This window comes from Pseudomonas sp. PDM10, from assembly GCF_014852295.1.
In the GTDB taxonomy this organism is placed as follows: Bacteria; Pseudomonadota; Gammaproteobacteria; order Pseudomonadales; family Pseudomonadaceae; genus Aquipseudomonas.
Genome location: NZ_JACVBJ010000006.1, coordinates 160,295 through 186,498 on the forward strand (window position 1 = coordinate 160,295; position 26,204 = coordinate 186,498).

Genomic DNA, 26,204 nt, shown 5'->3' on the forward strand with positions numbered 1-26,204 from the left:
GACATGGAACGTCTGACACGCATTTTGGCCGCACTGACCCGCTGGGGGCTGGGGCTGTGTGCGTTGGTGTTGGTGTTGTTGGCGTTATACGTCAGCCTCGGCCGCGAGCTGACCCCGCTGGTGGCCGAGTACCGTGCCGAAGTCGAAGCCAAAGCCAGCGCTGCCTTGGGTATGCCGCTGAGTATCGGTGAACTGGAAGGTAACTGGAGCGGTTTTGCTCCGATCATGCTGGCTCACGACGTGATGGTTGGCGAGGGCGCCAATGCCTTGCGTCTGGATCAGGTGCGCGCGGTGCCGGATCTTTGGGCCAGTCTGATGGCGCGCGAAGTGCGCATCGCTCACCTGGAACTCAGCGGCCTGAAGATCAGCCTCAAGGAAAGCGAGGACGGTCATTGGGCGCTGGAAGGTTTGCCGGTGCAGCAGGATCAGCCGCTGGATCCTGAGCAATTGCTCAATCGCATGCAGATGGTTCAGCAACTGTCGGTACTCGATAGCCAAGTCACTTTGCAGCCGCTGCAAGAGCAGCCGCTGACCCTGACTTACGTCGGCTTGAATCTGAAAACCGGGGCCTCCCGTCAGCGACTCGACGCCCGCTTGACCCTGCCCGATGGACAACCGGTGGCCCTCAGTCTGCGTACCCGCCTGCGCGCCAGCGAATGGAAAGACGGCGAGGCTGAAGCTTATTTGAGCCTGCCGCAAAGCGACTGGTCGAAATGGTTGCCTGAGCGCCTGACCCAACAATGGAATTTTTCCGAGCTCAAGGCTGGCGGCGAGCTGTGGGTGAACTGGAACAAGGGCGACCTGCAGAGTGCTGCGATTCGCTTGAACGCGCCGCAACTCAAGGGTGCGTACGCCGAGCGCAAGCCGATCCAGATCAACAATCTGGCGCTCAATGGCTATTTCCAGCGCAGTTCCGAAGGCGCCCTGATCACCCTGGATTCGCTGGCCATGAGCCTTGGCGAGACCCGCTGGGAATCGCATCTGCAACTCAAACAAAACGCGGCGACCGACAAGACTGAAGAGCTTTGGCATCTGCAAGCCGACCGTCTCGACCTCACCCCGATCACCCCGATACTGAATGCCTTGGGGCCGCTGCCCGAAGAGATTGCTACGGCCGTCGAGCGACTCAAAGTGACCGGTGGCCTGCGCAATGTGCTGATCGACTTCCGGCCTAATGCCACCGACGACAGCAAGTTCAGCTTTGCCGCCAATCTGGATCGGGTCGGCTTCGATGCCTATCACGGCGCTCCGGCGGCGCGAAATGTCAGTGGCAGCATCAGCGGTGATCTGGGCGGTGGTGAGCTGCGCATGGACAGCAAGGATTTTTCCCTGCACCTGGACCCGATCTTCGCCAAGCCATGGCAGTACATTCAGGCCAATGCCCGGCTGACCTGGAAACTCGATAAAGAAGCCTTCACCTTGATCGCGCCGTACCTGAAGGTGCTGGGCGAGGAGGGCAAGATTGCTGGCGACTTCCTGATCCGCCTGCATTTCGACCACACCCAGGAAGACTACATGGACCTGCGGGTCGGTCTGGTGGACGGCGACGGTCGTTACACCGCCAAGTATTTGCCGACAATGCTCAGCCCGGGGCTGGACGAGTGGCTGCGTACGGCGATTCTCAAAGGTGCGGTGGACGAAGGTTTCTTCCAGTACCAGGGTTCGCTGAACCATGGGGCCGACGAGACTGCGCGCAGCATCAGCCTGTTCTTCAAGGTTCACGATGCCGAACTGGCCTTCCAGCCAGGCTGGCCACATGTCAGTAATGTCACCGGTGACGTGTTTGTTGAAGACAGCGGTGTACGGATCCTGGCCAGCAAGGGTCAACTGCTCAATACCCAGGTCAGCGACATTTACGTCAATATTCCCCATGTGCCAGCGGGGCAAAGCGTCCATCTGTTCCTTGACGGCGGATTCGCCGGCGGGTTGGGCGATGGCCTGAATATTCTCCAGGAAGCGCCGATCGGCACCGCAGCCACCTTTGCCGGTTGGGAAGGCGAGGGCGATCTGCGGGGCAAACTGAAACTGGACATTCCATTGGTCAAAGGCGAGCAGCCCAAGATCCTCGTCGACTTCAATACCGCCAAGGCTCGTCTGAAACTGGCCGAGCCAACGCTGGAGCTGACTCAACTCAAGGGCGATTTCCGTTTCGACAGCACCAAGGGGTTGAGCGGGCAAAACATCACCGCGCGCGCCTTTGATAAACCGGTTACCGCACAGATTTTCGCCGATGGCGGCCCCGGCAACCTCAAGACTCGCGTCGTCGGCTCCGGCCTGGTCGAGGTCAAGAAACTGACTGACTGGCTGAATGTTACTCAGCCGTTGCCAGTGTCCGGTGTGATCCCTTATCAGCTGCAACTGAACCTTTATGGGGCCGACAGTCAATTGATGGTCAGCTCCAACCTCAAGGGTGTAGCAATCGATTTGCCGGCACCGTTCGGCATGGCGGCCGACATTGGCCGCGACACCACGTTCCGCATGACCCTGCAGGGACCCGAGCGTCGCTACTGGGTCAACTACGGTGAGCTGGCGAACTTCACGTTTGCGGCGCCGCCCGGTAACTTTGCCGACGGTCGTGGCGAGTTGTTCCTGGGGGGCGGCAATGCCGTGCTACCCGGTGCCAAAGGCCTGCGGGTACGCGGTGTGCTGTCGGAACTGGATGTCGGCCCCTGGAAGGACCTGGTAGACAAGTACGCCGGCCAGGATCCGGGCGGTAACGCCAAACAGTTGCTCAGCAGCGCGGACCTCCAGGTCGGCAAACTCAGCGGTGTCGGCACCACGCTCGATCAGGCGTCGGTGCAGTTGAACCGCAAACCTGCCGCGTGGGCCTTGCAACTCGACAGTCAGCAGGTCAAGGGCAATGCCAGCATCCCCGATGCGAAAGCCGCTCCGATTGCGATCAATCTGCAATACGTGCGTTTGCCGGCGCCAGACCCGACGGTCCTGGCCGACGAAAACTCGCCGGATCCGCTGGCCTCGGTGGATCCGACGAAGATCCCGGCACTGGATATCACCATCAATCAGCTGTTCCAGGGCAAGGACCTCGTCGGGGCCTGGTATCTGAAAGTCCGTCCGACCGCCAAGGGCATTGCGCTTAATATGCTGGATCTGGGCCTCAAGGGCATTCTCCTGCAGGGCAGCGGCGGTTGGGAAGGTGTGCCCGGTTCCAGCAGCAGTTGGTACAAGGGCCGGATCAGCGGCAAGAATCTCGCCGATGTACTAAAGGGCTGGGGCTTTGCGCCGAGTGTCACCAGTGAAAATTTTCATATGGATGTTGATGGTCGCTGGCCGGGTTCTCCGGCTTGGCTGGCCAGCAAGCGGTTCTCCGGCACCCTCGATGCGTCGCTCAATAAAGGCCAGTTTGTTGAAGTCGAGGGCAGCGCCCAGGCCCTGCGGGTATTTGGCCTGCTCAACTTCAACTCCATCGGTCGCCGTCTGCGTCTGGACTTCTCTGACTTGTTTGGCAAAGGCCTGAGTTATGACCGGGTCAAGGGTTTGTTGGTCGCGACCAACGGCGTTTACGTGACCAAGGAGCCGATCCAGATGACCGGCCCGTCGAGCAATGTTGAGCTCAACGGCACTCTGAACCTGGTGGGTGACCAGATCGATGCCAAGTTGCTGGTGACGTTGCCTGTGACCAACAACCTGCCGATTGCCGCGCTGATCGTCGGTGCACCGGCTATTGGCGGCGCGCTGTTCCTGATCGATAAGCTGATCGGTGACCGTGTGGCGCGTTACGCCAGCGTCCAATACACCGTCAAGGGGCCGTGGAAAGAGCCGAAAATCACCTTCGACAAGCCTTTTTGACAACGCCACGCCTCAGGCCGATGGAGTAGCATGGCCGTAAGTCCCCTGTATATGTTGATTCCAGATCAGGAAAAGGCCATGTCTTTTGCGGTAATTCAAATGGTCAGCCAGAGCGATGTGCTGGTCAATCTGGCCCAGGCCCGTCGGCTGCTTGAGCAAGCGGCAGCCGGTGGCGCGCAGCTGGCTGTGCTTCCAGAAAACTTCGCCGCCATGGGCCGTCGCGACATCGCCGACATCGGCCGCGCCGAGGCGTTGGGCGAAGGCCCAATCCTGCCATGGTTGAAACAGACCGCCCGCGACCTCAAGTTATGGATAGTGGCCGGCACGTTGCCGTTGCCACCGGTGGATCAGCCGACGGCCAAAGTGCATGCCTGCTCGCTGCTGGTGGATGACCACGGCGAAACCGTTGCACGGTATGACAAGTTGCACCTCTTCGACGTTGATGTGGCGGACAATCGCGGGCGTTATCGCGAATCCGATGACTATGCTTATGGCAGTGGGGTCGTTGTGGCGGACACGCCCGTCGGTCGAGTCGGATTGACGGTGTGTTACGACCTGCGCTTCCCGGAGCTGTACAGTGAATTACGCGCTGCGGGTGCCGAGTTGATTACCGCGCCGTCGGCCTTTACCGCGGTGACCGGTGCGGCGCATTGGGAGGTGTTGATTCGCGCGCGGGCCATCGAAACCCAATGTTATGTGCTCGCGGCTGCCCAGGGTGGGACGCATCCGGGGCCGCGAGAAACCTTTGGCCATGCCGCGATTATCGACCCGTGGGGACGTGTGCTGGCGCAACAGGATCAAGGCGAGGCCGTGCTGCTGGCCGAACGCGATAGCAGCGAACAGGCGTCCATCAGGGCGCGGATGCCGGTGTCCAGTCACCGGCGTTTTTTCTCGCAGGGCGCACAGCGACCTGCCTCAGAACGATGAATTTAAGGCGTAAAGCATATGAGCGAGTTGTTGTCCTCAGTCAGTGAACACCTCCTGGCGCCCGGCGGCGTAACAATCGAGAGCCTGCAAGGTGTGCTCGGCGATCTGGCCGGCCCGGGCATCGATGCCGCCGACCTGTATTTCCAGGGGCAGATTTCCGAGTCCTGGGCGCTGGAGGACGGGATCGTCAAGGAAGGCAGCTTCAATCTCGACCAAGGTGTCGGCGTGCGAGCGCAATCGGGTGAGAAAACCGGTTTTGCCTACAGCAATGCCATTACCCTTGAAGCCCTCGGCGCCGCGGCCCGTGCTGCACGCTCGATCTCTCGTGCCGGTCAGAACGGCACGGTGCAAGCCTTCACGACTCAGGATGTCGCCCAGTTATACGGGCCGGACAACCCGTTGGAAGTGATGACCCGTGCCGAGAAGGTCGAACTGCTCAAGCGTATCGACGTCGCGACTCGCGCCCTCGACCCGCGTATTCAGCAAGTCACCGTGAGCATGGCCGGCGTCTGGGAACGAATCCTTGTGGCCTCCACTGACGGCGGCCTGGCCGCCGATGTACGGCCGCTGGTACGTTTTAACGTCAGCGTGATCGTCGAGCAGAATGGTCGCCGTGAACGCGGCGGTCATGGCGGTGGCGGTCGTACCGATTACCGTTATTTCCTCAGCGATGACCGCGCCATGAGTTACGCCCGTGAAGCGCTGCGTCAGGCGTTGGTGAATCTGGAAGCCATTCCTGCGCCGGCCGGTACGTTGCCGGTGGTATTGGGTTCCGGCTGGTCCGGCGTGCTGCTGCACGAAGCGGTCGGCCACGGTCTGGAAGGCGACTTCAACCGCAAGGGCAGTTCGGCCTACAGCGGGCGCATGGGCGAGATGGTTGCGTCCAAACTTTGCACCATCGTCGATGATGGCACGCTGGCCGGTCGTCGCGGTTCCCTGAGCGTCGATGATGAAGGCACCCCGACCGAGTGCACGACACTGATCGAAAACGGCGTACTCAAAGGCTACATGCAGGACAAACTCAACGCCCGTCTGATGGGCGTGGCCCGTACCGGTAACGGTCGTCGCGAATCCTACGCGCACCTGCCAATGCCGCGCATGACCAACACCTACATGCTGGCGGGCGAAAGCGATCCGGCAGAAATCATCGCCTCGGTGAAACGCGGCATCTACTGCGCCAACCTCGGCGGCGGTCAGGTGGACATCACCAGTGGCAAGTTCGTGTTCTCCACCAGCGAGGCGTACCTGATCGAAGACGGCAAGATTACGGCCCCGGTCAAAGGCGCGACGTTGATCGGCAATGGCCCTGAAGCCATGAGCAAGGTGTCGATGGTCGGTAACGATCTGGCGCTGGACAGCGGCGTGGGGACGTGTGGCAAGGATGGGCAGTCGGTGCCGGTGGGTGTCGGCCAGCCAACGCTGAAAATCGATGCGATCACTGTGGGTGGCACAGGATCTTGAGGGATGGAGCTTCGGGTGAATCGCGTAGCGACTCACCCGATTCGAGATTTAACGCAAACCGCGTTGAGTCTCGTCCAGCTCACGGATGTACTTGAAGATTTTACGGCTCGATGCCGGTGGCTTGTTGGTCGCCAGTTCGTGCTGGGCCTGACGGATCAGGGAGCGCAATTGTTGGCGATCAGCCTCCGGGAAGTCGACCACGAACTTCTCCAGGACCGCATCGTCTCCCGCGATCAAGCGATCGCGCCAGCGTTCCAGGCCATGGAACCGTTCGTTGTACTGCCGAGTGGAGGCATCGAGTTGATCGAGCAGCGTCAGAATGGCGTCAGTGTCCTGATCGCGCATCAGTTTGCCGATGAAGCCAAGGTGCCGTTTACGCGCGATATTCGCGGTGTGCTTGGGCGCATCAGCCAGTGCCCGGCGCATAGCGTCGGTCAACGGCAGTTTTGCCAGCAAGTCAGGCTTGAGCGTTGTAAGGCGCTCGCCGAGGTCAACCAGAGCATGAAGCTCGCGTTTAACCTGGGATTTGCTTTTTTCTCCCGTATCGAGGGAGTCGTCGTAAGAATCAACCATGGTGGCCGTCCGCAAAGAAACGCCGCCATGATAACCAGTCGGGGGCCGCTTGTCCGGCCCGGTCGCTCGAAGGCCCTAGCCGAAAGCAGAATTTGAGTGGAGAACAGCATGAGTGCAGTTGAAAGCGTCGGCCCACAAGCGTTGCCGGCACTGCAAGAACAAGTCGAGCAGATCATCGCTGAAGCCAAGTGTCAGGGCGCCAGTGCCTGTGAAGTGGCGGTGTCCCTGGAGCAGGGCCTTTCCACCTCCGTTCGTCAGCGTGAAGTCGAAACCGTCGAATTCAACCGCGATCAGGGTTTCGGCATCACCTTGTACGTTGGTCAGCGCAAGGGCTCGGCCAGCACGTCCGCCAGCGGTCCGGAGGCGATTCGCGAAACCGTCGCCGCCGCGCTGGCCATCGCCAGGCACACGTCTGAAGACGAAGCTTCGGGCCTGGCGGACGCTGCGCTGATGGCCAAGGATATGCAGGATTTCGACCTGTTCCACGAATGGGACATTACCCCGGAACAAGCCATCGAGCAGGCCCTGGCCTGTGAAGCGGCGGCGTTTGCCACCGACAGCCGGATCAAGAACGCCGATGGCACCACCCTCAGCACCCATCAGGGCTGCCGTGTCTACGGTAACAGCCACGGTTTTATCGGCAGTTACGCGTCGACCCGGCACAGCTTGAGCTGCGTGATGATCGCCGAGGCCGACGGCCAGATGCAGCGCGATTACTGGTACGACGTGAACCGCCAGGGCAACTTGCTGGCCGACCCGGTGAGCATCGGCCAGCGTGCCGCGCAACGGGCGGCGAGCCGTCTGGGCGCGCGTCCGGTGCCGACCTGCGAAGTGCCGGTGCTGTTTTCCGCGGAACTTGCCGGTGGATTGTTCGGCAGTTTCCTCTCGGCGATTTCCGGCGGCAGCCTGTATCGCAAATCCTCGTTCCTTGAGGGCACGCTGGGGCAGAAACTGTTCCCGGAATGGCTGACCATCGATGAGCGCCCGCACCTGATGCGCGCGCTGGGCAGTTCGGCGTTCGATGGCGATGGTCTGGCCACTTACGCCAAACCATTCGTCGAAAAAGGCGAGTTGGTCTCATACATTCTCGGCACATACTCCGGCCGTAAGCTCGGGATGCCGAGCACCGCCAACGCTGGTGGTGTGCACAACCTGTTTGTCACCCATGGTGACGAAGACCAGGCAGCCTTGCTACGCCGCATGGGTCGCGGCCTGCTGGTGACTGAATTGATGGGCCAGGGCCTGAACATGGTCACTGGCGATTACTCCCGCGGCGCGGCGGGGTACTGGGTCGAGAATGGCGAAATCCAGTTTGCGGTCCAGGAAGTGACCATCGCCGGCAACATGCGCGACATGTTCAAACAGATCGTTGCGGTCGGTAATGACCTGGAGCTGCGCAGCAACATTCGCACAGGTTCGGTGCTGATCGAGCGGATGACGGTGGCGGGTAGCTAAACCCTTACCGCTAAGCAAAAAAGGCGCGTCACCCACCAGGTGGCGCGCCTTTTTTAATGCGCCATGCACCATCCCTGTGGGAGCACGGCTTGCCGGCGATGGCGTCCCTGAGGTCGTTCTACAGCGTGATTGATTGGCCTGAAGTCGCTACGCGCTATCAGGCTGCGCTGGTTTAAGACTTCTGCCAAAACCATCCAGGGCTGGCTATGGGCACTGGCTGGTGAGCCTGGCTGAATTGTTGCTGCCCTTGGGGTTGGCGCTGGCGGCCGGAGCAATGTTGCTGGTGGTCACCCATGAAGTCATTCCCGAGTCGCGCCGCAATGGTCACGACAAGCTTGCAAGTCTTGGGCTGCTGATCGGGTTTTGCTTGATGATGGTGATGGATACGGCGTTGGCTTAGCGACTGAACACGAACTTTGTAGCAGCCTTCGGCAGCTGCTACAGGGCGAGTGTTACTCGCCTTCGCCGAAGTAGTCATTGATCAAATTCACCAATGCCTGCAGCGCCTCATCAGCCTGTTCGCCTTCGGTGCTCAGGTAGATTTTGGTGCCCTTGCCCGCAGCGAGCATCATCATTGCCATGATGCTTTTTCCGTCGACCGTGGATTCCGGCGTGCGTCCTACTCTGATCGTGCAATCCTTGAACTCACCGGCGACGCCAACGAATTTTGCAGAAGCGCGGGCATGCAGGCCCAGCTTGTTGATGATTTCAATTTCCAGAGCAGGCATCGCGGTGTGAATCCTTTAGCTGAGGTCGCGGTGGCGAACCTGGACGTTCTTCAGGGATTTTTGCAGGGCCTGGCCCAGACGTTCGGTCAGGTAGACGGAGCGGTGATGGCCGCCGGTGCAGCCAATGGCAATGGTGACATAAGCGCGGTTGCTGGCGGCAAAACGGGGTAGCCATTTTAACAAGTAGGTGGAGATGTCCTGGAACATCTCTTCGACGTCCGGCTGTGCCGCCAGGTAATCGGCAACCGGTTGGTCGAGCCCGGATTGATCGCGCAACTCTGGCTTCCAGTAAGGGTTCGGCAGGCAGCGCACGTCGAACACCAGATCAGCGTCCACCGGCATGCCACGCTTGAAACCGAAAGACTCCACCAGGAACGCCGTACCGGATTCCGGCTGGTTCAACAGCCGCAGCTTGATGGTATCTCGCAGCTGATACAGGTTCAGGTTGGTGGTGTTTACTTTGAGATCGGCGAGGTCTGCAATCGGCCCGAGCAGAGCAGTCTCATCGTTGATGGCCTCGGCCAGCGAGCGATTGGCATTGCTCAGCGGGTGACGACGGCGGGTTTCCGAGAAGCGTTTGAGCAAGGTTTCTTCGTCGGCGTCCAGATAAAGCACATCACACTGGATATGCCGGCTGCGCACTTCTTCCAGCAGTTCGGGAAACCGCGACAAGTGACTCGGCAAGTTACGCGCATCGATCGATACGGCAACCAGCGGTTGCGCCAGCTCAGTGTGGATTAACGCACGTTCGGCCAGTTCCGGCAGCAGACCGGCGGGCAGGTTGTCGATGCAGTAGTAGCCGTTGTCCTCGAGAACATCGAGTGCGGTACTTTTACCTGAGCCGGAGCGGCCACTGACGATGATCAAGCGCATGATTAATGACCGTTTTGCTCGTCCAGGACAACCTGATACAAGGCTTCATTGCTCGAGGCACTGCGCAGTTTTTCGCGCACTTCCTTGCGGTCGAGCATGCTGGCGATCTGGCGCAGTAACTCCAGGTGCGCATCGGTAGCGGCTTGCGGGACCAGCAGAACGAACAGCAGGTCAACCGGGGCGCCGTCGATGGCGTCGAAATCGATAGGTGCATCAAGGTGCATCAGGGCACTGATGGGCGAGGTGCAGCCCTTCAGGCGGCAATGGGGAATGGCGATGCCGTTGCCAAAACCGGTTGAGCCGAGCTTTTCACGGGCAATCAGAGCCTCGAAGACATCTTGCATCTCCAGATCCGGCACTTCTTTGTGGATAAGGTTGGCAATTTGCTCAAGGGCTTTCTTTTTACTGCCGCCCGGCACGTTCACGAGGGAACGGCCGGGGGTCAGGATGCTTTCAAGTCGGATCATGGGTTGGGAGTGTTAACGACCGGTCGCGCCCTGGAGGAGGCTTTGGGTCTTTTCCTTATGCTTTTTGAGTTGTTTATCCAGCTTGTCGGTCAGTGCGTCGATCGCCGCGTACATATCGGTATGCTCCGCGTTTGCGACCACTTCATTGCCGGGAATATGCAGCGTGGCTTCGATTTTCTGCTTGAGCTTTTCGACCGTCATCGTGACCTGCACGTTGGTGATCTTGTCGAAATGCCTCTCTAATCGTTCGAGTTTTTCGCCGATGTAGGTGCGAAGAGGTTCGGTCACTTCCAGTTGGTGTCCACTGATGTTGACTTGCATACAGCTTCTCCTTCGTTGCCAGTGCATAAAGCGGCAGGCAGAAATGCCTGCCACTGGAACGCTGTGGCGTGGCTCTACATCAACCGCTTGCGTTCGCTCGAAGGCGCGATCCCGAGGGATTCGCGGTACTTGGCGACGGTGCGGCGAGCCACCTGAATGCCTTGTGCCTCCAGTAAACCAGCGATCTTGCTGTCACTCAACGGCTTTTTCTGATTTTCCGCGGCAACCAGTTTTTTGATGATCGCGCGGATCGCCGTGGATGAGCATTCACCGCCCTCGGAGGTGCTGACGTGGCTGGAAAAAAAGTATTTCAGTTCATATATGCCCCGTGGGGTATGCATGAATTTCTGCGTGGTCACCCGTGAAATCGTCGACTCGTGCATGCCCACCGCTTCAGCGATGTCATGCAGGACCAGCGGTTTCATGGCTTCGTCGCCGTATTCAAGAAAACCACGCTGATGCTCGACGATCTGAGTGGCTACTTTCATCAGGGTTTCGTTGCGGCTTTGCAGGCTCTTGATGAACCAGCGGGCCTCTTGCAACTGATTGCGCATGAAGGTGTTGTCGGCGCTGGTGTCGGCGCGGCGCACGAAACCGGCGTATTGAGCGTTGACCCGCAGTCGTGGCACGGATTCCTGGTTCAGCTCCACCAGCCAGCGCTCGTTGTCCTTGCGTACGATCACGTCGGGAACGACGTATTCGGCTTCGCTGGACTCGATTTGCGAGCCTGGGCGCGGGTTGAGGCTCTGCACCAGTTCAATCACCTGGCGCAGTTCGTCTTCCTTGAGCTTCATGCGACGCATCAGCTGGCTGTAATCGCGGCTGCCGAGCAGGTCGATGTAATCGGTGACCAGGCGTTTGGCCTCGACCAGCCAAGGCGTCTTGGCGGGTAACTGGCGCAATTGCAGCAGCAGGCATTCGCCCAGGTTGCGGGCGCCGATGCCAGCGGGTTCGAATTGCTGGATGCGGTGCAGGACGGCTTCGATTTCGTCCAGTTCGATGTCCAGTTCCGGGTCGAAGGCTTCGAGAATCTCCTCGAGGGTTTCGTCCAGATAGCCCTGATTGTTGATGCAGTCGATCAGGGTCACGGCGATCAGGCGATCGGTGTCGGACATCGGGGCCAGGTTCAGCTGCCACAGCAGGTGGCTTTGCAGGCTTTCGCCGGCCGATGTCCGGGTGGTGAAGTCCCACTCGTCGTCATCGTTGCTTGGCAGGCTGCTGGCGCTGGTCTGGTAGACGTCTTCCCACGCGGTATCGACGGGCAGTTCGTTGGGGATGCGCTCGTTCCAGTCGCCTTCCTCGAGGTTATCAACCGTCGGGGCGGTTTCCTGGTAGGAGGGTTCCTGAATGTCGGCGTTAGGTTGCTGTTCGGCTTTATCGGCCAAGGGGTCGGCGTTATCGAAGTCGTCGCCTTCTTCCTGGCGTTCGAGCATCGGATTGGACTCCAGGGCCTCCTGGATTTCCTGTTGCAGGTCCAGGGTCGACAATTGGAGCAGGCGGATGGCCTGTTGCAGCTGCGGTGTCATCGTCAGCTGCTGGCCCATTCTCAAGACTAGCGATGGTTTCATGGCAGGGGCTTAACACCTTATTCGCCGGCGCACATGCGCCATCCACTACAGGGCGCCGGAGCGCCAAACATAAGCAAATTATATGCCCGAAACTGCAGCGTTTGCCTAGAGCGCTGTAACAATAAAAAAATGTTGATTTTTTATCGAGACGAGCGCCCGGGCAACCAGCCAGACACCTCAGTGCTTACAGGCGGAACTCATGGCCCAGATACACTTCCTTGACCAGGTCGTTGGCCAGGATGGTGGCAGAGTCACCTTCGGCGATCAGCTGGCCATCGTTGACGATGTAGGCGGTTTCGCAGATATCCAGGGTTTCACGGACGTTGTGGTCAGTGATCAGCACACCAATGCCCTTGGCCTTGAGGTGATAGATGATCTGCTTGATGTCGCCCACCGAAATCGGGTCCACGCCGGCGAACGGTTCGTCGAGCAGGATGAATTTCGGGTTGGTAGCCAGTGCCCGGGCGATTTCCACACGGCGGCGCTCACCACCGGACAGGCTCATCCCGAGGTTGTCGCGGATGTGGCTGATGTGGAATTCCTGCAGCAGGCTTTCCAGCTCTTGGCGACGACCGGCCTTGTCGAGTTCCTTGCGGGTCTCGAGGATCGCCATGATGTTGTCGGCTACCGAGAGTTTGCGGAAGATCGATGCTTCTTGCGGAAGATAGCCGATGCCAGCCTTCGCACGACCATGCATAGGCTGGTGGCTGACATCCAGGTCGTCAATCAGTACGCGGCCCTGATCGGCCTGTACCAGGCCGACAATCATGTAAAAGCAGGTGGTCTTGCCGGCGCCGTTTGGGCCTAGGAGACCGACGATCTGACCGCTGTCGATCGACAGGCTGACGTCACGCACGACCTGGCGGCTCTTGTAGCTCTTGGCCAGATGCTGAGCTTTCAGAGTTGCCATTACTGGGCCTTTTGCTCGTCGGTTTTCTTCTTCGGCTGGATCACCATGTCGATGCGCGGACGCGACTCGGTGACCTTGTTGCCCGTCGCGCGACCGGCGCTGGCCAGCTTTTTGACCGTGTCATAGACGATTTTCTCGCCTTGGGTGACGTTGTTGTCCTTGTCGACAACTTTTGCCTTGTCGATCAGTACGACGCGGTTTTGCGCTGCGTGGTACTGGATGGTCACGCCCCAGCCCTGAACGGGTTTGGTGTCGCCTGCAGTTTGCAGTTGCTCGAAATAGGCGAGGTTGCCCACCGAAGTCACCACGTCAATGTCGCCGGTCGGCGTGCGGGTGATGGTCACGGTGTTGCCTTTAACGATCATCGAGCCCTGAGTGATGATCACGTCACCTTTATAGGTGGCAACGCCATTCTTGTCGTCCAGCTGGGCATCGTCGGCCTGAATGCGGATAGGCTGCGTTTGATCGGTCGGCAGTGCCCAGGCGCTCACGCTTCCCAGTGCTGCGCTCAGACCGAGCAAAATAGGGAGGGTTTTAACGAGCCTCATACTGTCCTCTTACGTTCGATAGCAGGTGTATCCTGCTTTCTTTCAAATACGCTTTCATTCCCTTGCCAGTCGACACACCACCAGCGCCGTCGATTCTAACGGGTTGCTCGGTCTGCGCATATTGCTGCTGCGGGAACACTGTCATGCGGGTGGTGGTAATCAGGGTCTTGCGGTTTTTCTCGTCGAAGCGCGTGATGCGCACCGAGTCAATCAGTTCGACCTGAGTGCCGTCGGGATTCACTTCGCCGTGCTCGCTCTGGACGTGCCACGGAAACTCGGTTCCGCGGAACATGTTCAGGTCGGGATTGGTCAGCAGTGTCACTTCGGTGGCTTTCAGGTGTTCAACCTTGTCGGACGTCATTTCGTATTGCAGTTTGCCGTCCGGTAGATATTGCACGCTGTGGGCGTTGATCGCGTAATAGTCGATCGCGGTTTCATCGATCTTTGCCACTGGCTTATCGAGGAAGCGTTCCGGGCTGATGTTCCAGTAGCCGACCGCTGCGAATATCGCGGCGATGCAACCGAACACCAGGAATTTGCGAATCTTTTTGCTCAGCATAGTTGGCTCACAGGTACGCGGCGTTTGCCGCATCAAGGCGGCCCTGCGCGCGCAGGATCAATTCGCAGAATTCGCGAGCGGCACCCTCGCCCCCGCGGGCCTGGGTGATGCCGTGGGCGTGGTCACGGACGAAACTGGCGGCGTTTGCCACCGCCATGCCCAGGCCGACGCGGCGAATCACTGGCAGGTCCGGCAGGTCGTCACCGAGATAGGCGACTTGCTCATAGCTTAGGTTGAGTTGGGCAAGAAGCTCGTCGAGCACCACCAGTTTGTCCTCGCGCCCTTGGTACACGTGTGGAATACCGAGGTTCTTCGCGCGTCGCTCGACCACCGGGGTTTTGCGGCCACTGATGATAGCGGTCTGCACGCCGGCTGCCATCAACATCTTGATACCTTGGCCGTCGAGGGTGTTGAACGTCTTGAATTCGCTGCCGTCTTCGAGGAAGTACAGGCGTCCGTCGGTCAGTACGCCATCGACGTCAAAAACCGCCAGTTTGATGTTCTTGCCGCGTTGCAGCAGGTCGGTGCTCATTACATTACTCCTGCACGCAGCAGATCGGACAGGTTGAAGGCGCCGATCGGACGGTCCTCCTTGTCCACCACTACCAGCGCGTTGATTCGATGGTCTTCCATGATTTTCAGGGCCTCGGCCGCAAGCATATCGGCCCGGGCGGTCTTGCCGTGGACGGTCATGACCTCGTCGATGGTCGTATGGTGGATGTCGATGGTCCGGTCAAGGGTGCGGCGCAAGTCGCCGTCGGTGAAGATCCCGGCCAGTTTGCCATCGGCCTCCACAATCGCAGTCATGCCCAGGCCCTTGCGGGTCATTTCCATCAAGGCGTCCTTGAGTAGCGTGCCACGTTGCACCTGGGGCAGTTCTGCTCCGGCGTGCATGACGGTTTCCACTTTCAGCAGCAGGCGTCGGCCAAGCGCGCCGCCGGGGTGGGAAAAGGCGAAATCTTCAGCGGTAAAACCGCGGGCTTCCAGCAACGCAACGGCCAGGGCGTCGCCCATGACCAAGGCGGCAGTGGTCGACGAGGTCGGTGCCAGGTTGAGCGGACAGGCTTCGTGCTCGACGTGCACGTTGAGGTTGACCTCGGCAGCCTTCGCCAGCGGTGAATCAGGGTTGCCGGTCATGCTGATCAATTGAATGCCCAGGCGTTTGATCAGCGGCAGCAGGGTGACGATTTCATTGGTAGAGCCGGAGTTCGACAACGCCAGGATGATGTCGTCGCGGGTGATCATGCCCATATCGCCGTGGCTGGCTTCGGCCGGGTGCACGAAAAAGGCTGTGGTGCCGGTGCTGGCCAGGGTGGCGGCGATCTTGTTGCCGATGTGTCCCGATTTGCCCATGCCGACCACGACCACGCGCCCTTTGCTGGCCAGAATCATTTCGCAAGCGCGTACGAAATCCGCGTCGATACGGGGCAACAAGCCTTGTACGGCTTCCAGTTCGAGGCGGATGGTGCGTTGTGCTGATTGAATCAGGTCGCTGGATTGGCTCATGTCAGAAATCGTATAGCCTGATGAAAAGGCGGCGATTATAACGGTAATGATCGAAACCCTCACGCAAGTTCGTCGCGCTTTGTCATTCCCGGTTACCGAATACCCCTAAATAGAAGCTTTTACCTCGTCATGTTGCTCAACATGGCCCGGCTTGGGCCTTGGGCGCTTGGCCTTTGCAGTGATATAGTTCGCCGCCAGTTCGGCCTGCCCGGGAGGTATGTGCTTTCGCCAGAAAGTCAGGCGTCCGAGTGAGAGGCTGCATCGCAAGGAGATTAGATGAGTGCCGATAAAGCCTACGCGATCGAGCTGAAGGGACTGACCTTCAAGCGCGGAACGCGCAGCATTTTCAATAACGTCGATATACGTATCCCGCGCGGCAAGGTCACCGGCATCATGGGGCCTTCCGGGTGTGGCAAGACTACGCTGTTGCGGCTGATGGGCGCACAGTTGCGGCCTACCAAAGGCGAAGTCTGGGTCAATGGACAGAACCTGCCGAAACTGTCGCGCGGTGATCTGTTCGATGCGCGAAAGCACATGGGCGTGCTGTTTCAGAGCGGTGCACTGTTCACCGATCTCGATGTGTTCGAGAACGTGGCCTTTCCGCTACGCGTTCATACCGAACTTCCGGAAGAAATGATCCGGGACATCGTCCTGCTCAAATTGCAGGCCGTGGGCTTGCGTGGTGCCATCGACCTGATGCCTGACGAGTTGTCCGGCGGCATGAAACGCCGCGTCGCTTTGGCGCGGGCGATTGCCCTCGATCCGCAGATCCTCATGTATGACGAGCCCTTTGTCGGCCAGGACCCCATCGCCATGGGGGTGCTGGTGCGTCTGATCCGCCTGCTCAACGATGCGCTGGGCATCACCAGTATCGTGGTCTCCCACGACCTGGCCGAGACCGCGAGCATCGCCGATTACATCTATGTCGTCGGCGAAGGCCAGGTATTGGGGCAGGGCACTCCCGAGGAGCTGATGAACTCGCAGGAGCCACGCATCCGTCAATTCATGACAGGCGAGCCCGACGGTCCGGTTGCCTATCACTTTCCAGCGACGGATTACCGCGCAGATCTTCTGGGGCAGCGTTGATGCGCAAGATTTCACTAGTAGAACGGGTTCGCCGGTTCGGCCACTCTGGCATCGACGCGCTGGGGGTGTTCGGCCGTTCGGCAATATTCCTGTTTCATGCCTTGTTCGGTCGTGGCGGCATTGGCGGCGGTTTTGGCTTGCTGATCAAGCAACTGCATTCGGTGGGCGTAATGTCCCTGGTGATCATCGTGGTCTCCGGGGTGTTCATCGGCATGGTGTTGGCGCTGCAAGGCTTCAATATTCTATCCAGCTATGGTTCGGAGCAGGCAGTCGGCCAGATGGTTGCGCTGACGCTGTTGCGTGAACTGGGGCCCGTGGTCACGGCATTGCTGTTCGCCGGACGCGCCGGTTCGGCATTGACTGCCGAAATCGGCAATATGAAGTCCACCGAGCAGTTGTCCAGTCTGGAAATGATTGGTGTCGACCCGCTCAAGTACATCATTGCCCCGCGCCTGTGGGCCGGCTTCATTTCCCTGCCGGTGCTGGCGATGATCTTCAGCGTGGTGGGCATCTGGGGTGGTTCGTGGGTGGCCGTCGACTGGCTGGGTGTCTATGAAGGTTCCTACTGGTCCAACATGCAGAACAGCGTGACCTTTGCAGACGATGTGCTCAACGGCATCATCAAAAGCATCGTTTTCGCCTTTGTCGTGACCTGGATCGCCGTATTCCAAGGCTATGACTGCGAGCCCACTTCCGAGGGGATCAGTCGTGCCACTACCAAAACCGTGGTGTATGCCTCTTTGGCTGTACTCGGCCTGGACTTTATTCTGACCGCCTTGATGTTTGGAGATTTCTGATGCAAAACCGCACCCTGGAAATCGGTGTCGGCCTTTTCTTGCTGGCTGGCATCCTGGCTTTGCTGTTGCTGGCGTTGCGGGTGAGTGGCCTGTCCCCGAGCGCAACCACCGACACTTATAAACTTTATGCGTATTTCGACAATATCGCCGGTTTGACTGTCAGAGCTAAAGTGACCATGGCCGGTGTGACCATCGGCAAGGTCACGGCGATCGATCTGGACCGCGACAGTTTCACCGGTCGAGTGACCATGCAGCTGGAAAAACGCGTAGATAACCTGCCGACTGACTCCACTGCATCTATCCTGACCGCTGGCCTGTTGGGCGAGAAGTACATCGGTCTCAGCGTGGGCGGCGAAGAAAGCTTGCTCAAGGACGGCTCAACCATCCACGACACGCAGTCGTCGCTGGTACTCGAAGACCTGATCGGTAAATTTCTGCTCAATACCGTTAGTAAAGACGCCAAATGAGGAGCTTTTGAATGATCTCTACCTTGCGACGTGGCCTGTTGGTATTACTCGCGGCCCTGCCGTTGATGGCTAACGCCGTGGCGGCGCCCTCAGCGCACGATATCGTGCAGGACACCACCAATCGGCTACTTGCCAATCTGTCGGCCAATAAAGAGAAGTACAAGCAAGACCCGCAAGACTTCTATACGGCGCTGAACACCATCGTCGGACCTGTTGTGGATGCCGAGGGCATTTCCAAGAGCATCATGACGGTCAAATATTCGCGCAAAGCCACGCCTGCGCAAATGAAGACCTTTGAAGAAAACTTCAAAAAGGGCCTGTTCCAGTTCTATGGCAACGCTTTGCTCGAGTACAACAATCAGGGGATCGTCGTCGACCCTGCCAAGGATGAGTCGGGAGACCGTACAAGCGTTGCCATGACGGTCAAAGGCACCAACGGCGCGATCTATCCTGTGTCCTACACACTCGAAAAGATCAATGGCGAGTGGAAGCTGCGTAACGTGATCATCAACGGCATTAACATCGGCAAGCTGTTCCGTGATCAGTTCGCTGATGCCATGCAGCGCAATGGCAACGACCTGGACAAGACCATCAATGGTTGGGCCGGGGAAGTGGCCAAAGCCAAGGAAGCCAGCCAGAAGCAAACACCCGAGAAGCAAGCTCAATGAGTGTGTCGGCCATTCGCATGAGCGAATCCGGCGAGCTGACGCTCAGCGGCATGCTGGATTACCGCACCGGCCCCGGTTTGCGCAAGCAGGGGCAGGCGCTGATCAAATCCAGCAAGGCCGCTGCACTGGTGGTCGATTGCTCGGCAGTGTTGAAGTCCAGCAGTGTCGGCTTGTCACTGTTGCTGTGCTTCATGCGTGATGCAGAGGCGGCCGGCAAGGCGCTGAGCATCCGCGGGATGCCAGAAGACATGCGCGAAATCGCTCAGGTCAGCGAATTGACCGAGCTGTTGGCGCATCCATAACCGCATCTATTAAGAAGCCCCCCGTCAGAGTCCTGCTTCGCGGGGTTCGCAGGCGCGGGGCTTTTTTGTATGATGTCCGACCCGCGCGCACAGGGCGCCGATTGAGGTTGAGCATGCAGGCCGTAGAAGTGAAGAGCTTCCTTGAAGGAAAGCTGCCAGGAACCCTAGTAGAAGTCGAGGGCGAAGGCTGCAACTTTCAGCTGAACGTGATTAGCGATGAACTGGCGGCGTTGAGCCCGGTGAAGCGTCAGCAGCAGATCTATGCCCATTTGAACCCATGGATCACCGATGGCAGCATCCATGCGGTCACTATGAAATTTTTCAGCAGCGCGGCCTGGGCCGAGCGCACCTGAGCCCAAGGGCGTCGAGATTCTTATGGATAAATTGATAATTACCGGTGGCGTTCGTCTTGATGGCGAAATCCGCATCTCCGGGGCAAAGAACTCTGCCCTGCCGATCCTGGCTGCAACCTTGCTGTGCGATGGCCCGGTGACTGTTGCCAACCTGCCGCACCTGCACGACATCACCACCATGATCGAACTGTTCGGTCGTATGGGCATCGAGCCGGTGATCGACGAGAAACTCAGCGTCGAAATCGACCCGCGCACCATCAAGACCCTGATCGCTCCGTACGAACTGGTGAAAACCATGCGTGCGTCGATTCTGGTGCTGGGCCCGATGGTTGCACGTTTCGGTGAAGCCGAAGTCGCACTGCCTGGCGGTTGCGCCATTGGTTCGCGTCCGGTTGACCTGCACATTCGTGGCCTCGAAGCCATGGGCGCGGTCATCGACGTCGAAGGCGGCTACATCAAGGCCAAGGCACCTGAAGGTGGCCTGCGCGGTGCGCACTTCTTCTTCGACACCGTCAGTGTGACCGGTACCGAAAACATCATGATGGCAGCCGCTCTGGCCAAGGGCCGCAGCGTTCTGGCAAACGCCGCTCGCGAGCCTGAAGTCATCGACCTGGCGAACTTCCTGATCGCCATGGGCGCCAAGATCACTGGCGCCGGCACTGACACCATCACCATCGATGGCGTCGAGCGTCTGCACCCGACCACTTACAAAGTGATGCCTGACCGTATCGAGACCGGCACCTACCTGGTCGCCGCTGCTGTGACTGGCGGTCGTGTGAAGGTCAAGGACACCGATCCGACCATCCTCGAAGCCGTTCTTGAGAAACTCAAGGAATCGGGTGCCGAAATCACCTGCGGCGAAGACTGGATCGAGCTGAACATGCACGGCAAGCGGCCAAAAGCCGTTAACGTGCGTACCGCTCCGTACCCGGCGTTCCCGACCGATATGCAGGCGCAGTTCATCTCCCTCAACGCCATTGCCGAAGGCACCGGTGCCGTGATCGAGACGATCTTCGAAAACCGCTTCATGCACGTGTACGAGCTGCACCGCATGGGCGCCAAGATCCAGGTTGAAGGCAACACCGCCATCGTCACTGGCACCGAAACGCTGAAGGGCGCGCCAGTCATGGCCACCGACCTGCGTGCTTCGGCCAGCCTGGTGATCTCGGCGCTGATCGCCGAAGGCGACACCCTGATCGATCGCATCTACCACATCGACCGTGGTTACGAGTGCATCGAAGAGAAACTGCAGATGCTCGGCGCCAAGATCCGCCGCGTACCGGGCTAGTTTCTGCTGCATGGGCGCAAGGACGCGCCCGTTGAATTCGTTTCAAGTCGAGCCGGTTACCGGCTCGATGTGTGTCCGGCGCCATTTGCGACCGGGCATGAGTACCTTGATAAGGACTGACGTTTCCCATGTTGACCATCGCACTGTCCAAGGGCCGTATCCTTGACGACACCCTGCCGCTTCTGGCTGAAGCGGGCATCGTGCCGACCGAGAATCCGGACAAGAGCCGCAAGCTGATCATCCCCACGACCCAGGCCGATGTACGTCTGCTGATCGTGCGCGCCACCGATGTGCCGACTTACGTCGAACATGGTGCCGCTGACCTGGGCGTCGCCGGTAAAGATGTGCTGATGGAATATGGCGGCCAGGGTTTGTACGAGCCGTTGGACCTGCGAATTGCCCTGTGCAAGCTGATGACGGCCGGCCGTGTCGGCGATGTCGAGCCCAAGGGCCGCCTGCGTGTGGCGACCAAATTCGTCAACGTTGCCAAGCGCTATTACGCCGAACAGGGCCGTCAGGTCGACATCATCAAGCTCTATGGCTCGATGGAACTGGCGCCGCTGATCGGTCTGGCAGACAAGATCATCGACGTGGTCGACACCGGCAACACCCTGCGCGCCAATGGCCTGGAACCCCAGGATTTCATTGCCGACATCAGCTCCCGGCTGATCGTGAACAAAGCATCGATGAAAATGCAGCACGCCCGTATCCAGGCGTTGATCGACACCCTGCGCAAGGCAGTGGAGTCTCGACACCGCGGCTGATTTACCTGCGCGACGTTAAGTCGCGCCCGTCTATCCGCCTCATAGCCAGAATTCTCAGGTGCCCAAGCGGATCGATGGTAGCTTCGGGTACCTGAGTTTTTTGCCATTCCTATGAGGCTCTCGCTATGACCGCACCGACTGCAATTCGCCGACTCAACGCTGCTGACCCGGATTTCGCACATCATCTGGATCATCTGCTGAGCTGGGAAAGTGTGTCTGACGACTCGGTCAATCAGCGGGTGCTGGACATCATCAAGGCCGTGCGCGAGCGTGGCGATGCGGCGCTGGTGGAATTCACCCAGAAGTTCGACGGCCTGCAGGTCGCGTCCATGGCGGACCTGATTCTGCCTCGTGAGCGCCTGGAACTGGCCCTGACCCGAATCACCGTGCCACAGCGTGAAGCGCTGGAAAAAGCCGCGTCCCGAGTACGCAGCTACCACGAGAAACAGAAACAGGATTCCTGGAGCTACACCGAAGCCGACGGCACTGTGCTGGGCCAGAAGGTCACGCCGCTGGATCGCGCCGGTCTGTACGTACCGGGCGGCAAAGCGTCTTATCCGTCCTCGGTACTGATGAACGCGATTCCGGCCAAGGTGGCCGGCGTGACTGAAGTGGTCATGGTGGTGCCGACGCCTCGTGGCGAAATCAACGAGCTGGTGCTGGCCGCTGCCTGCATCGCCGGCGTCGACCGCGTGTTCACCATCGGCGGCGCTCAAGCGGTTGCTGCGCTGGCTTACGGCACCGAAAGCGTGCCGAAGGTCGACAAGGTGGTCGGTCCGGGCAACATCTATGTCGCCACCGCCAAGCGCCACGTGTTCGGCCAGGTCGGCATCGACATGATCGCCGGTCCATCCGAAATCCTCGTGGTCTGCGACGGCCAGACTGATCCGGACTGGATCGCCATGGACCTGTTTTCCCAGGCTGAGCACGACGAAGACGCCCAGGCGATTCTGGTCAGCCCGGACGCCGAGTTCCTCGACAAGGTCGCCGCCAGCATCGCCAAACTGCTGCCGACCATGGAGCGCGCCGAGATCATCGAAACGTCGATCAATGGCCGTGGTGCCCTGATCAAGGTCCGCGACATGGACCAGGCCATCGAAGTGGCCAACCGCATTGCACCGGAACACCTTGAGTTGTCCGTTGCTGATCCGCAGGCCTGGCTGCCGAAGATTCGCCACGCTGGCGCGATCTTCATGGGCCGTCACACCTCCGAGGCCTTGGGCGACTACTGCGCCGGCCCGAACCACGTGTTGCCTACCTCCGGCACCGCGCGTTTCTCCTCGCCGCTGGGTGTGTACGACTTCCAGAAGCGCTCGTCGATCATCTACTGCTCCGAGCAGGGTGCGTCGGAACTGGGCAAAACCGCTTCCGTGCTGGCCCGTGGCGAGTCGTTGACCGCTCACGCGCGCAGTGCCGAATACCGCATCGTTGACGATAAGAAGGGCAACTGAGTATGAGTAAATTCTGGAGTCCCTTCGTCAAGAGCCTGGTGCCTTACGTGCCGGGCGAGCAGCCGAAACTGGCGAAACTGGTGAAGCTCAACACCAACGAAAACCCGTACGGACCATCGCCAAAAGCCTTGGCGGCGATGCAGACCGAACTGAACGACAATTTGCGTCTGTACCCGGACCCGAACAGCGATCTGCTGAAGAACGCGGTGGCCGGGTACTACGGCGTGCAGAGCAATCAGGTGTTCCTCGGCAACGGTTCCGACGAAGTCTTGGCGCACATTTTTCACGGCTTGCTGCAACACGATAATCCAGTGCTGTTCCCGGATATCAGCTACAGCTTCTATCCGGTTTACTGCGGGTTGTATGGCATCGCCTTCGACGCGGTGGCGCTGGACGAGCAGTTCCAGATCAACCCGGCGGACTACGCCAAGCCGAACGGCGGGATCATCTTCCCGAATCCGAACGCACCGACCGGCTGCCTGTTGGCGCTGGATGCGGTGGAGAAAATCCTCAAGGCCAGCCCGGATTCGGTGGTCGTGGTGGATGAGGCTTACATCGATTTCGGCGGTGAGACGGCGATCAGCCTGGTGGATCGTTATCCGAACCTGCTGGTGACCCAGACCCTGTCCAAGTCCCGTTCACTGGCGGGCCTGAGGGTGGGGCTGGCGGTGGGGCACCCGGACCTGATCGAGGCGCTGGAGCGGATCAAGAACAGCTTCAACTCCTATCCGCTGGATCGTCTGGCGAATGTCGGTGCAGCCGCAGCGTTCGAAGATCGTGAGTACTTCGACAAGACTTGCCGGTTGGTCATCGAGAATCGTGAAAACGTCGTTGCGCAACTGCAAGCGAAAGGCTTTGAAGTGTTGCCGTCGGCGGCGAACTTCATCTTCGCCCGTCATCCGCAACACGATGCGGCAGGGCTGGCGGCGAAGTTGCGTGAGCAAGGCGTGATCGTTCGGCACTTCAAGCAGGAACGGATTGCCCAGTTCCTGCGGATCTCGATTGGCACACCGGAGCAGAATCAGGCGTTGATCGACAGCCTCGGCGACCTCTGACTCAACACTGACCCTGTGGGAGCGAGCAGGCTCGCTCCCACAGGGTTTGGTATCGACTGCTTACTCTTCTTCTTTTTCCTTGATCGGCGCAGGCGGCGGACGCAGACCGATTTCTGCCGTGAGCTTCAGCTCTTTGCCATTGCGCATCACCTGAATCGTCACCTTGTCGGTCGGCTTGATGCGCGCCACCTGGTTCATTGACTTGCGACCATCGCCCGCCGGTTCGCCGTCGATGCTGAGGATCACGTCACCCAGTTGCAGGCCGGCCTTCTGTGCCGGGCCGTCACGGAAAATCCCCGCGACCACAATGCCCGGCCGCCCCGACAGACCAAACGATTCCGCCAGTTCCTGGCTCAACGGCTGCACTTCGATACCGAGCCAGCCGCGAATCACCTGGCCGTGCTCGATAATCGACTTCATCACTTCCATGGCCAGCTTCACCGGGATTGCGAAACCGATGCCCTGCGAACCGCCGGACTTGGAGAAGATCGCCGTGTTGATGCCGGTCAGGTTGCCGTTGGCATCCACCAGCGCACCGCCGGAGTTGCCGGGGTTGATCGCAGCGTCGGTCTGGATGAAGTCTTCGTAGTTGTTCAAGCCCAGCTGATTGCGCCCGGTGGCGCTGATGATGCCCATGGTCACGGTCTGGCCGACGCCGAACGGGTTGCCGATGGCCAGGGCCACGTCGCCGATGCGGATGTTGTCGGAGCGCCCGACGGTGATCGATGGAAGATTCTTCAAGTCGATCTTCAGGACCGCGAGGTCGGTTTCCGGGTCGCTGCCGATCACTCGGGCCAGGGTTTCACGCCCGTCCTTGAGCGCTACCACAATCTGGTCGGCGCCGCTGGTCACGTGGTTGTTGGTCAGCAGGTAACCTTCCGGGCTCATGATCACGCCCGAGCCGAGGCTCGATTCCATGCGCTTCTGCTTGGGCGAGTTGTCGCCGAAGAAACGACGGAACTGCGGATCTTCGAACAGCGGATGGTTCGGCTTGTTGATGACTTTGGTGGTGTACAGGTTGACCACCGAAGGTGCGGCCGTGGTCACTGCGTCGGCATAGGACACCGGACCTTGTTGCATGGTGGTGGTTTGCGGGGCTTGCTGCATGTTGACGTCGAGGCTCGGGAGTCCGACCCACTGCGGGTAACGCTGGATGATTAACAGGGCAATAAGCACGCCGGCCAACAGCGGCCAGCCAGAAAAACGCAGCGCTTTGAGCATTAAGCACGTCCTGAGAGGTTGCAGGCGGTATGAGACCGCCCATAATGTCGCGCATTATACGAGGCGAAGCGTGCCTCTGAACGGGATATTTAGGAGTCTTTTATGGCCGTCGCCTTGAGCACCCTGGTCGAAGAAGCCGACCGTTACCTTAACAGTGCAAAGATTGCCGATTACTGCCCCAACGGGTTGCAGGTCGAAGGCCGGCCGCAGGTCATGCGCATCGTCAGTGGCGTCACCGCCAGCCAGGCGTTGCTCGACGCCGCTGTGGAAGCCAGCGCCGACCTGGTACTGGTGCATCACGGCTATTTCTGGAAAGGCGAGAATCCGTGCATCACCGGCATGAAGCAGCGTCGGTTGAAAACCCTGCTCAAGCACGATATCAGCCTGTTGTCCTACCATCTGCCGCTGGATCTGCACCCGGAAGTCGGCAATAACGTTCAGCTGGCACGTCAGCTCGATATCACAGTGGAAGGCCCATTGGATCCGGACAATCTCAAAGTTGTCGGGCTGGTCGGTTCATTGAACGAGCCGGTGACGGCCCGCGATTTTGCCCGCCGCGTACAAGAAGTCATGGGCCGCGAGCCGTTGCTGATCGAAGGCAGCGAGATGATTCGCCGCGTTGGCTGGTGCACCGGTGGCGGTCAAGGGTACATCGATCAGGCCGTGCTGGCTGGCGTCGACTTGTACCTCAGCGGTGAGGCGTCCGAGCAGACCTTCCACAGCGCCCGGGAAAACGACATCAGCTTCATCGCCGCCGGCCATCACGCCACCGAGCGTTATGGCGTGCAGGCGTTGGGCGATTATCTGGCGCGGCGCTTTGCCCTCGAGCACATCTTCATCGATTGCCCGAATCCGATCTGAATCACCCATACCCACTGTGGGAGCGAGCCTGCTCGCGATAGCTGCGTCACATTCGATATTGATGTGACTGACACACCGCTATCGCGAGCAGGCTCACTCCCACAGGACCCAGTACACCCGAACAGGCAGGTATATTCATATACCCTTTCGATCTAGCTTGCGTCCTGATTAGAAGAGGTCGCTGTGCT

At 59.4% G+C, this 26,204-nt stretch carries 27 protein-coding genes and 1 pseudogene; 16 read left to right on the plus strand and 12 right to left on the minus strand.

Annotation, left to right across the window (positions count from 1 at the left end):
• Nucleotides 1-3: 3 nt before the first annotated feature.
• The 3 genes from IB252_RS21160 (at nt 4) to tldD (ending at nt 6,195) form a co-directional block, all read left to right on the plus strand.
• The gene (locus IB252_RS21160) at nt 4-3,807 is read left to right on the plus strand and encodes a YhdP family protein (RefSeq protein ID WP_192410152.1); all 3,804 of its coding nucleotides are present in this window, start codon (nt 4-6) and stop codon (nt 3,805-3,807) included.
• Between the two features lie 78 nt (nt 3,808-3,885).
• Entirely contained in the window at nt 3,886-4,734 is an 849-nt protein-coding gene (locus IB252_RS21165) for a carbon-nitrogen hydrolase family protein (protein ID WP_111450510.1), read from the plus strand.
• A gap of 18 nt (nt 4,735-4,752) precedes the next feature.
• Nucleotides 4,753-6,195 (plus strand): metalloprotease TldD, encoded by a 1,443-nt coding sequence (gene tldD, locus IB252_RS21170; protein WP_008148876.1) that lies wholly within the window; start codon nt 4,753-4,755, stop codon nt 6,193-6,195.
• Between the two features lie 48 nt (nt 6,196-6,243).
• Here the strand turns inward: tldD and yjgA are convergent, their stop codons facing one another.
• Nucleotides 6,244-6,768, minus strand: a complete 525-nt coding sequence (yjgA, locus tag IB252_RS21175; RefSeq protein WP_192410153.1) for a ribosome biogenesis factor YjgA — start codon at nt 6,766-6,768, stop codon at nt 6,244-6,246.
• Between the two features lie 108 nt (nt 6,769-6,876).
• On the opposite strand from yjgA, the gene pmbA reads away from it, so the two are divergent.
• A complete protein-coding gene (gene pmbA / locus IB252_RS21180) occupies nt 6,877-8,223 on the plus strand; it encodes a metalloprotease PmbA (RefSeq protein WP_192410154.1) in 1,347 nt (448 codons plus the stop codon).
• A gap of 214 nt (nt 8,224-8,437) precedes the next feature.
• Nucleotides 8,438-8,623 (plus strand): annotated as a pseudogene (locus tag IB252_RS21185) (ZIP family metal transporter); the annotation flags it as partial.
• Nucleotides 8,624-8,675: 52 nt separating this feature from the next.
• Here IB252_RS21185 and IB252_RS21190 read toward each other — a convergent pair.
• The 10 genes from IB252_RS21190 to IB252_RS21235 form a co-directional block, all read right to left on the minus strand.
• Entirely contained in the window at nt 8,676-8,951 is a 276-nt protein-coding gene (locus tag IB252_RS21190) for an HPr family phosphocarrier protein (RefSeq protein ID WP_111450408.1), read from the minus strand.
• A gap of 15 nt (nt 8,952-8,966) precedes the next feature.
• Nucleotides 8,967-9,824: an RNase adapter RapZ gene (gene rapZ, locus IB252_RS21195; protein WP_192410155.1), complete on the minus strand. Its 858-nt coding sequence runs from the start codon at nt 9,822-9,824 to the stop codon at nt 8,967-8,969.
• A gap of 2 nt (nt 9,825-9,826) precedes the next feature.
• Nucleotides 9,827-10,291 carry a PTS IIA-like nitrogen regulatory protein PtsN gene (gene ptsN / locus IB252_RS21200; RefSeq protein ID WP_111450406.1) on the minus strand — a complete coding sequence of 155 codons (465 nt, stop codon included), beginning with the start codon at nt 10,289-10,291 and terminating at the stop codon, nt 9,827-9,829.
• 12 nt (nt 10,292-10,303) lie between these two features.
• Nucleotides 10,304-10,612, minus strand: a complete 309-nt coding sequence (hpf, locus tag IB252_RS21205; RefSeq protein WP_007941242.1) for a ribosome hibernation-promoting factor, HPF/YfiA family — start codon at nt 10,610-10,612, stop codon at nt 10,304-10,306.
• 74 nt (nt 10,613-10,686) lie between these two features.
• Nucleotides 10,687-12,180, minus strand: coding sequence for an RNA polymerase factor sigma-54 (locus IB252_RS21210; protein ID WP_033053633.1), 1,494 nt, complete (start codon nt 12,178-12,180; stop codon nt 10,687-10,689).
• Nucleotides 12,181-12,364: 184 nt separating this feature from the next.
• Entirely contained in the window at nt 12,365-13,090 is a 726-nt protein-coding gene (gene lptB, locus IB252_RS21215) for an LPS export ABC transporter ATP-binding protein (RefSeq protein WP_008150757.1), read from the minus strand.
• A complete protein-coding gene (gene lptA / locus IB252_RS21220) occupies nt 13,090-13,638 on the minus strand; it encodes a lipopolysaccharide transport periplasmic protein LptA (protein ID WP_111450405.1) in 549 nt (182 codons plus the stop codon). The genes lptB and lptA overlap by 1 nt, the downstream gene beginning before the upstream one ends.
• Nucleotides 13,625-14,197 (minus strand): LPS export ABC transporter periplasmic protein LptC, encoded by a 573-nt coding sequence (gene lptC, locus IB252_RS21225; protein WP_046052887.1) that lies wholly within the window; start codon nt 14,195-14,197, stop codon nt 13,625-13,627. The genes lptA and lptC overlap by 14 nt, the downstream gene beginning before the upstream one ends.
• A gap of 7 nt (nt 14,198-14,204) precedes the next feature.
• Nucleotides 14,205-14,729 (minus strand): KdsC family phosphatase, encoded by a 525-nt coding sequence (locus IB252_RS21230; RefSeq protein ID WP_192410156.1) that lies wholly within the window; start codon nt 14,727-14,729, stop codon nt 14,205-14,207.
• Nucleotides 14,729-15,703, minus strand: a complete 975-nt coding sequence (locus IB252_RS21235) for a KpsF/GutQ family sugar-phosphate isomerase (protein WP_008150750.1) — start codon at nt 15,701-15,703, stop codon at nt 14,729-14,731. Before IB252_RS21235 ends, IB252_RS21230 begins: the two co-directional genes overlap by 1 nt.
• 276 nt (nt 15,704-15,979) lie before the next feature.
• Here IB252_RS21235 and IB252_RS21240 point away from each other — a divergent pair, with 276 nt between their 5' ends.
• From IB252_RS21240 to hisC, 10 genes are all read left to right on the plus strand, one after another.
• Nucleotides 15,980-16,789 carry an ATP-binding cassette domain-containing protein gene (locus tag IB252_RS21240; RefSeq protein WP_192410157.1) on the plus strand — a complete coding sequence of 270 codons (810 nt, stop codon included), beginning with the start codon at nt 15,980-15,982 and terminating at the stop codon, nt 16,787-16,789.
• Nucleotides 16,789-17,586 carry a lipid asymmetry maintenance ABC transporter permease subunit MlaE gene (gene mlaE, locus IB252_RS21245; RefSeq protein WP_192410158.1) on the plus strand — a complete coding sequence of 266 codons (798 nt, stop codon included), beginning with the start codon at nt 16,789-16,791 and terminating at the stop codon, nt 17,584-17,586. Before IB252_RS21240 ends, mlaE begins: the two co-directional genes overlap by 1 nt.
• Nucleotides 17,586-18,053 (plus strand): outer membrane lipid asymmetry maintenance protein MlaD, encoded by a 468-nt coding sequence (mlaD, locus tag IB252_RS21250; RefSeq protein WP_111450402.1) that lies wholly within the window; start codon nt 17,586-17,588, stop codon nt 18,051-18,053. The genes mlaE and mlaD overlap by 1 nt, the downstream gene beginning before the upstream one ends.
• Before the next feature lie 11 nt (nt 18,054-18,064).
• Nucleotides 18,065-18,721, plus strand: a complete 657-nt coding sequence (locus tag IB252_RS21255; protein WP_192410159.1) for a phospholipid-binding protein MlaC — start codon at nt 18,065-18,067, stop codon at nt 18,719-18,721.
• Nucleotides 18,718-19,023, plus strand: a complete 306-nt coding sequence (locus IB252_RS21260; RefSeq protein ID WP_008150739.1) for a lipid asymmetry maintenance protein MlaB — start codon at nt 18,718-18,720, stop codon at nt 19,021-19,023. The genes IB252_RS21255 and IB252_RS21260 overlap by 4 nt, the downstream gene beginning before the upstream one ends.
• A gap of 113 nt (nt 19,024-19,136) precedes the next feature.
• Nucleotides 19,137-19,376 (plus strand): BolA family protein, encoded by a 240-nt coding sequence (locus IB252_RS21265; protein WP_007912386.1) that lies wholly within the window; start codon nt 19,137-19,139, stop codon nt 19,374-19,376.
• 22 nt (nt 19,377-19,398) lie between these two features.
• Nucleotides 19,399-20,664 (plus strand): UDP-N-acetylglucosamine 1-carboxyvinyltransferase, encoded by a 1,266-nt coding sequence (murA, locus tag IB252_RS21270; RefSeq protein ID WP_111450400.1) that lies wholly within the window; start codon nt 19,399-19,401, stop codon nt 20,662-20,664.
• A 128-nt stretch (nt 20,665-20,792) separates the two neighbouring features.
• Nucleotides 20,793-21,428 (plus strand): ATP phosphoribosyltransferase, encoded by a 636-nt coding sequence (gene hisG, locus IB252_RS21275; RefSeq protein ID WP_007901570.1) that lies wholly within the window; start codon nt 20,793-20,795, stop codon nt 21,426-21,428.
• A 125-nt stretch (nt 21,429-21,553) separates the two neighbouring features.
• Nucleotides 21,554-22,879, plus strand: coding sequence for a histidinol dehydrogenase (gene hisD / locus IB252_RS21280; protein WP_111450399.1), 1,326 nt, complete (start codon nt 21,554-21,556; stop codon nt 22,877-22,879).
• Between the two features lie 2 nt (nt 22,880-22,881).
• Nucleotides 22,882-23,934: a histidinol-phosphate transaminase gene (gene hisC, locus IB252_RS21285; protein WP_192410160.1), complete on the plus strand. Its 1,053-nt coding sequence runs from the start codon at nt 22,882-22,884 to the stop codon at nt 23,932-23,934.
• A 60-nt stretch (nt 23,935-23,994) separates the two neighbouring features.
• Here the strand turns inward: hisC and algW are convergent, their stop codons facing one another.
• Nucleotides 23,995-25,155 (minus strand): Do family serine endopeptidase AlgW, encoded by a 1,161-nt coding sequence (gene algW, locus IB252_RS21290; RefSeq protein ID WP_192410161.1) that lies wholly within the window; start codon nt 25,153-25,155, stop codon nt 23,995-23,997.
• Between the two features lie 102 nt (nt 25,156-25,257).
• On the opposite strand from algW, the gene IB252_RS21295 reads away from it, so the two are divergent.
• The gene (locus tag IB252_RS21295; protein WP_046045869.1) at nt 25,258-26,016 is read left to right on the plus strand and encodes a Nif3-like dinuclear metal center hexameric protein; all 759 of its coding nucleotides are present in this window, start codon (nt 25,258-25,260) and stop codon (nt 26,014-26,016) included.
• Nucleotides 26,017-26,204 lie beyond the last annotated feature (188 nt).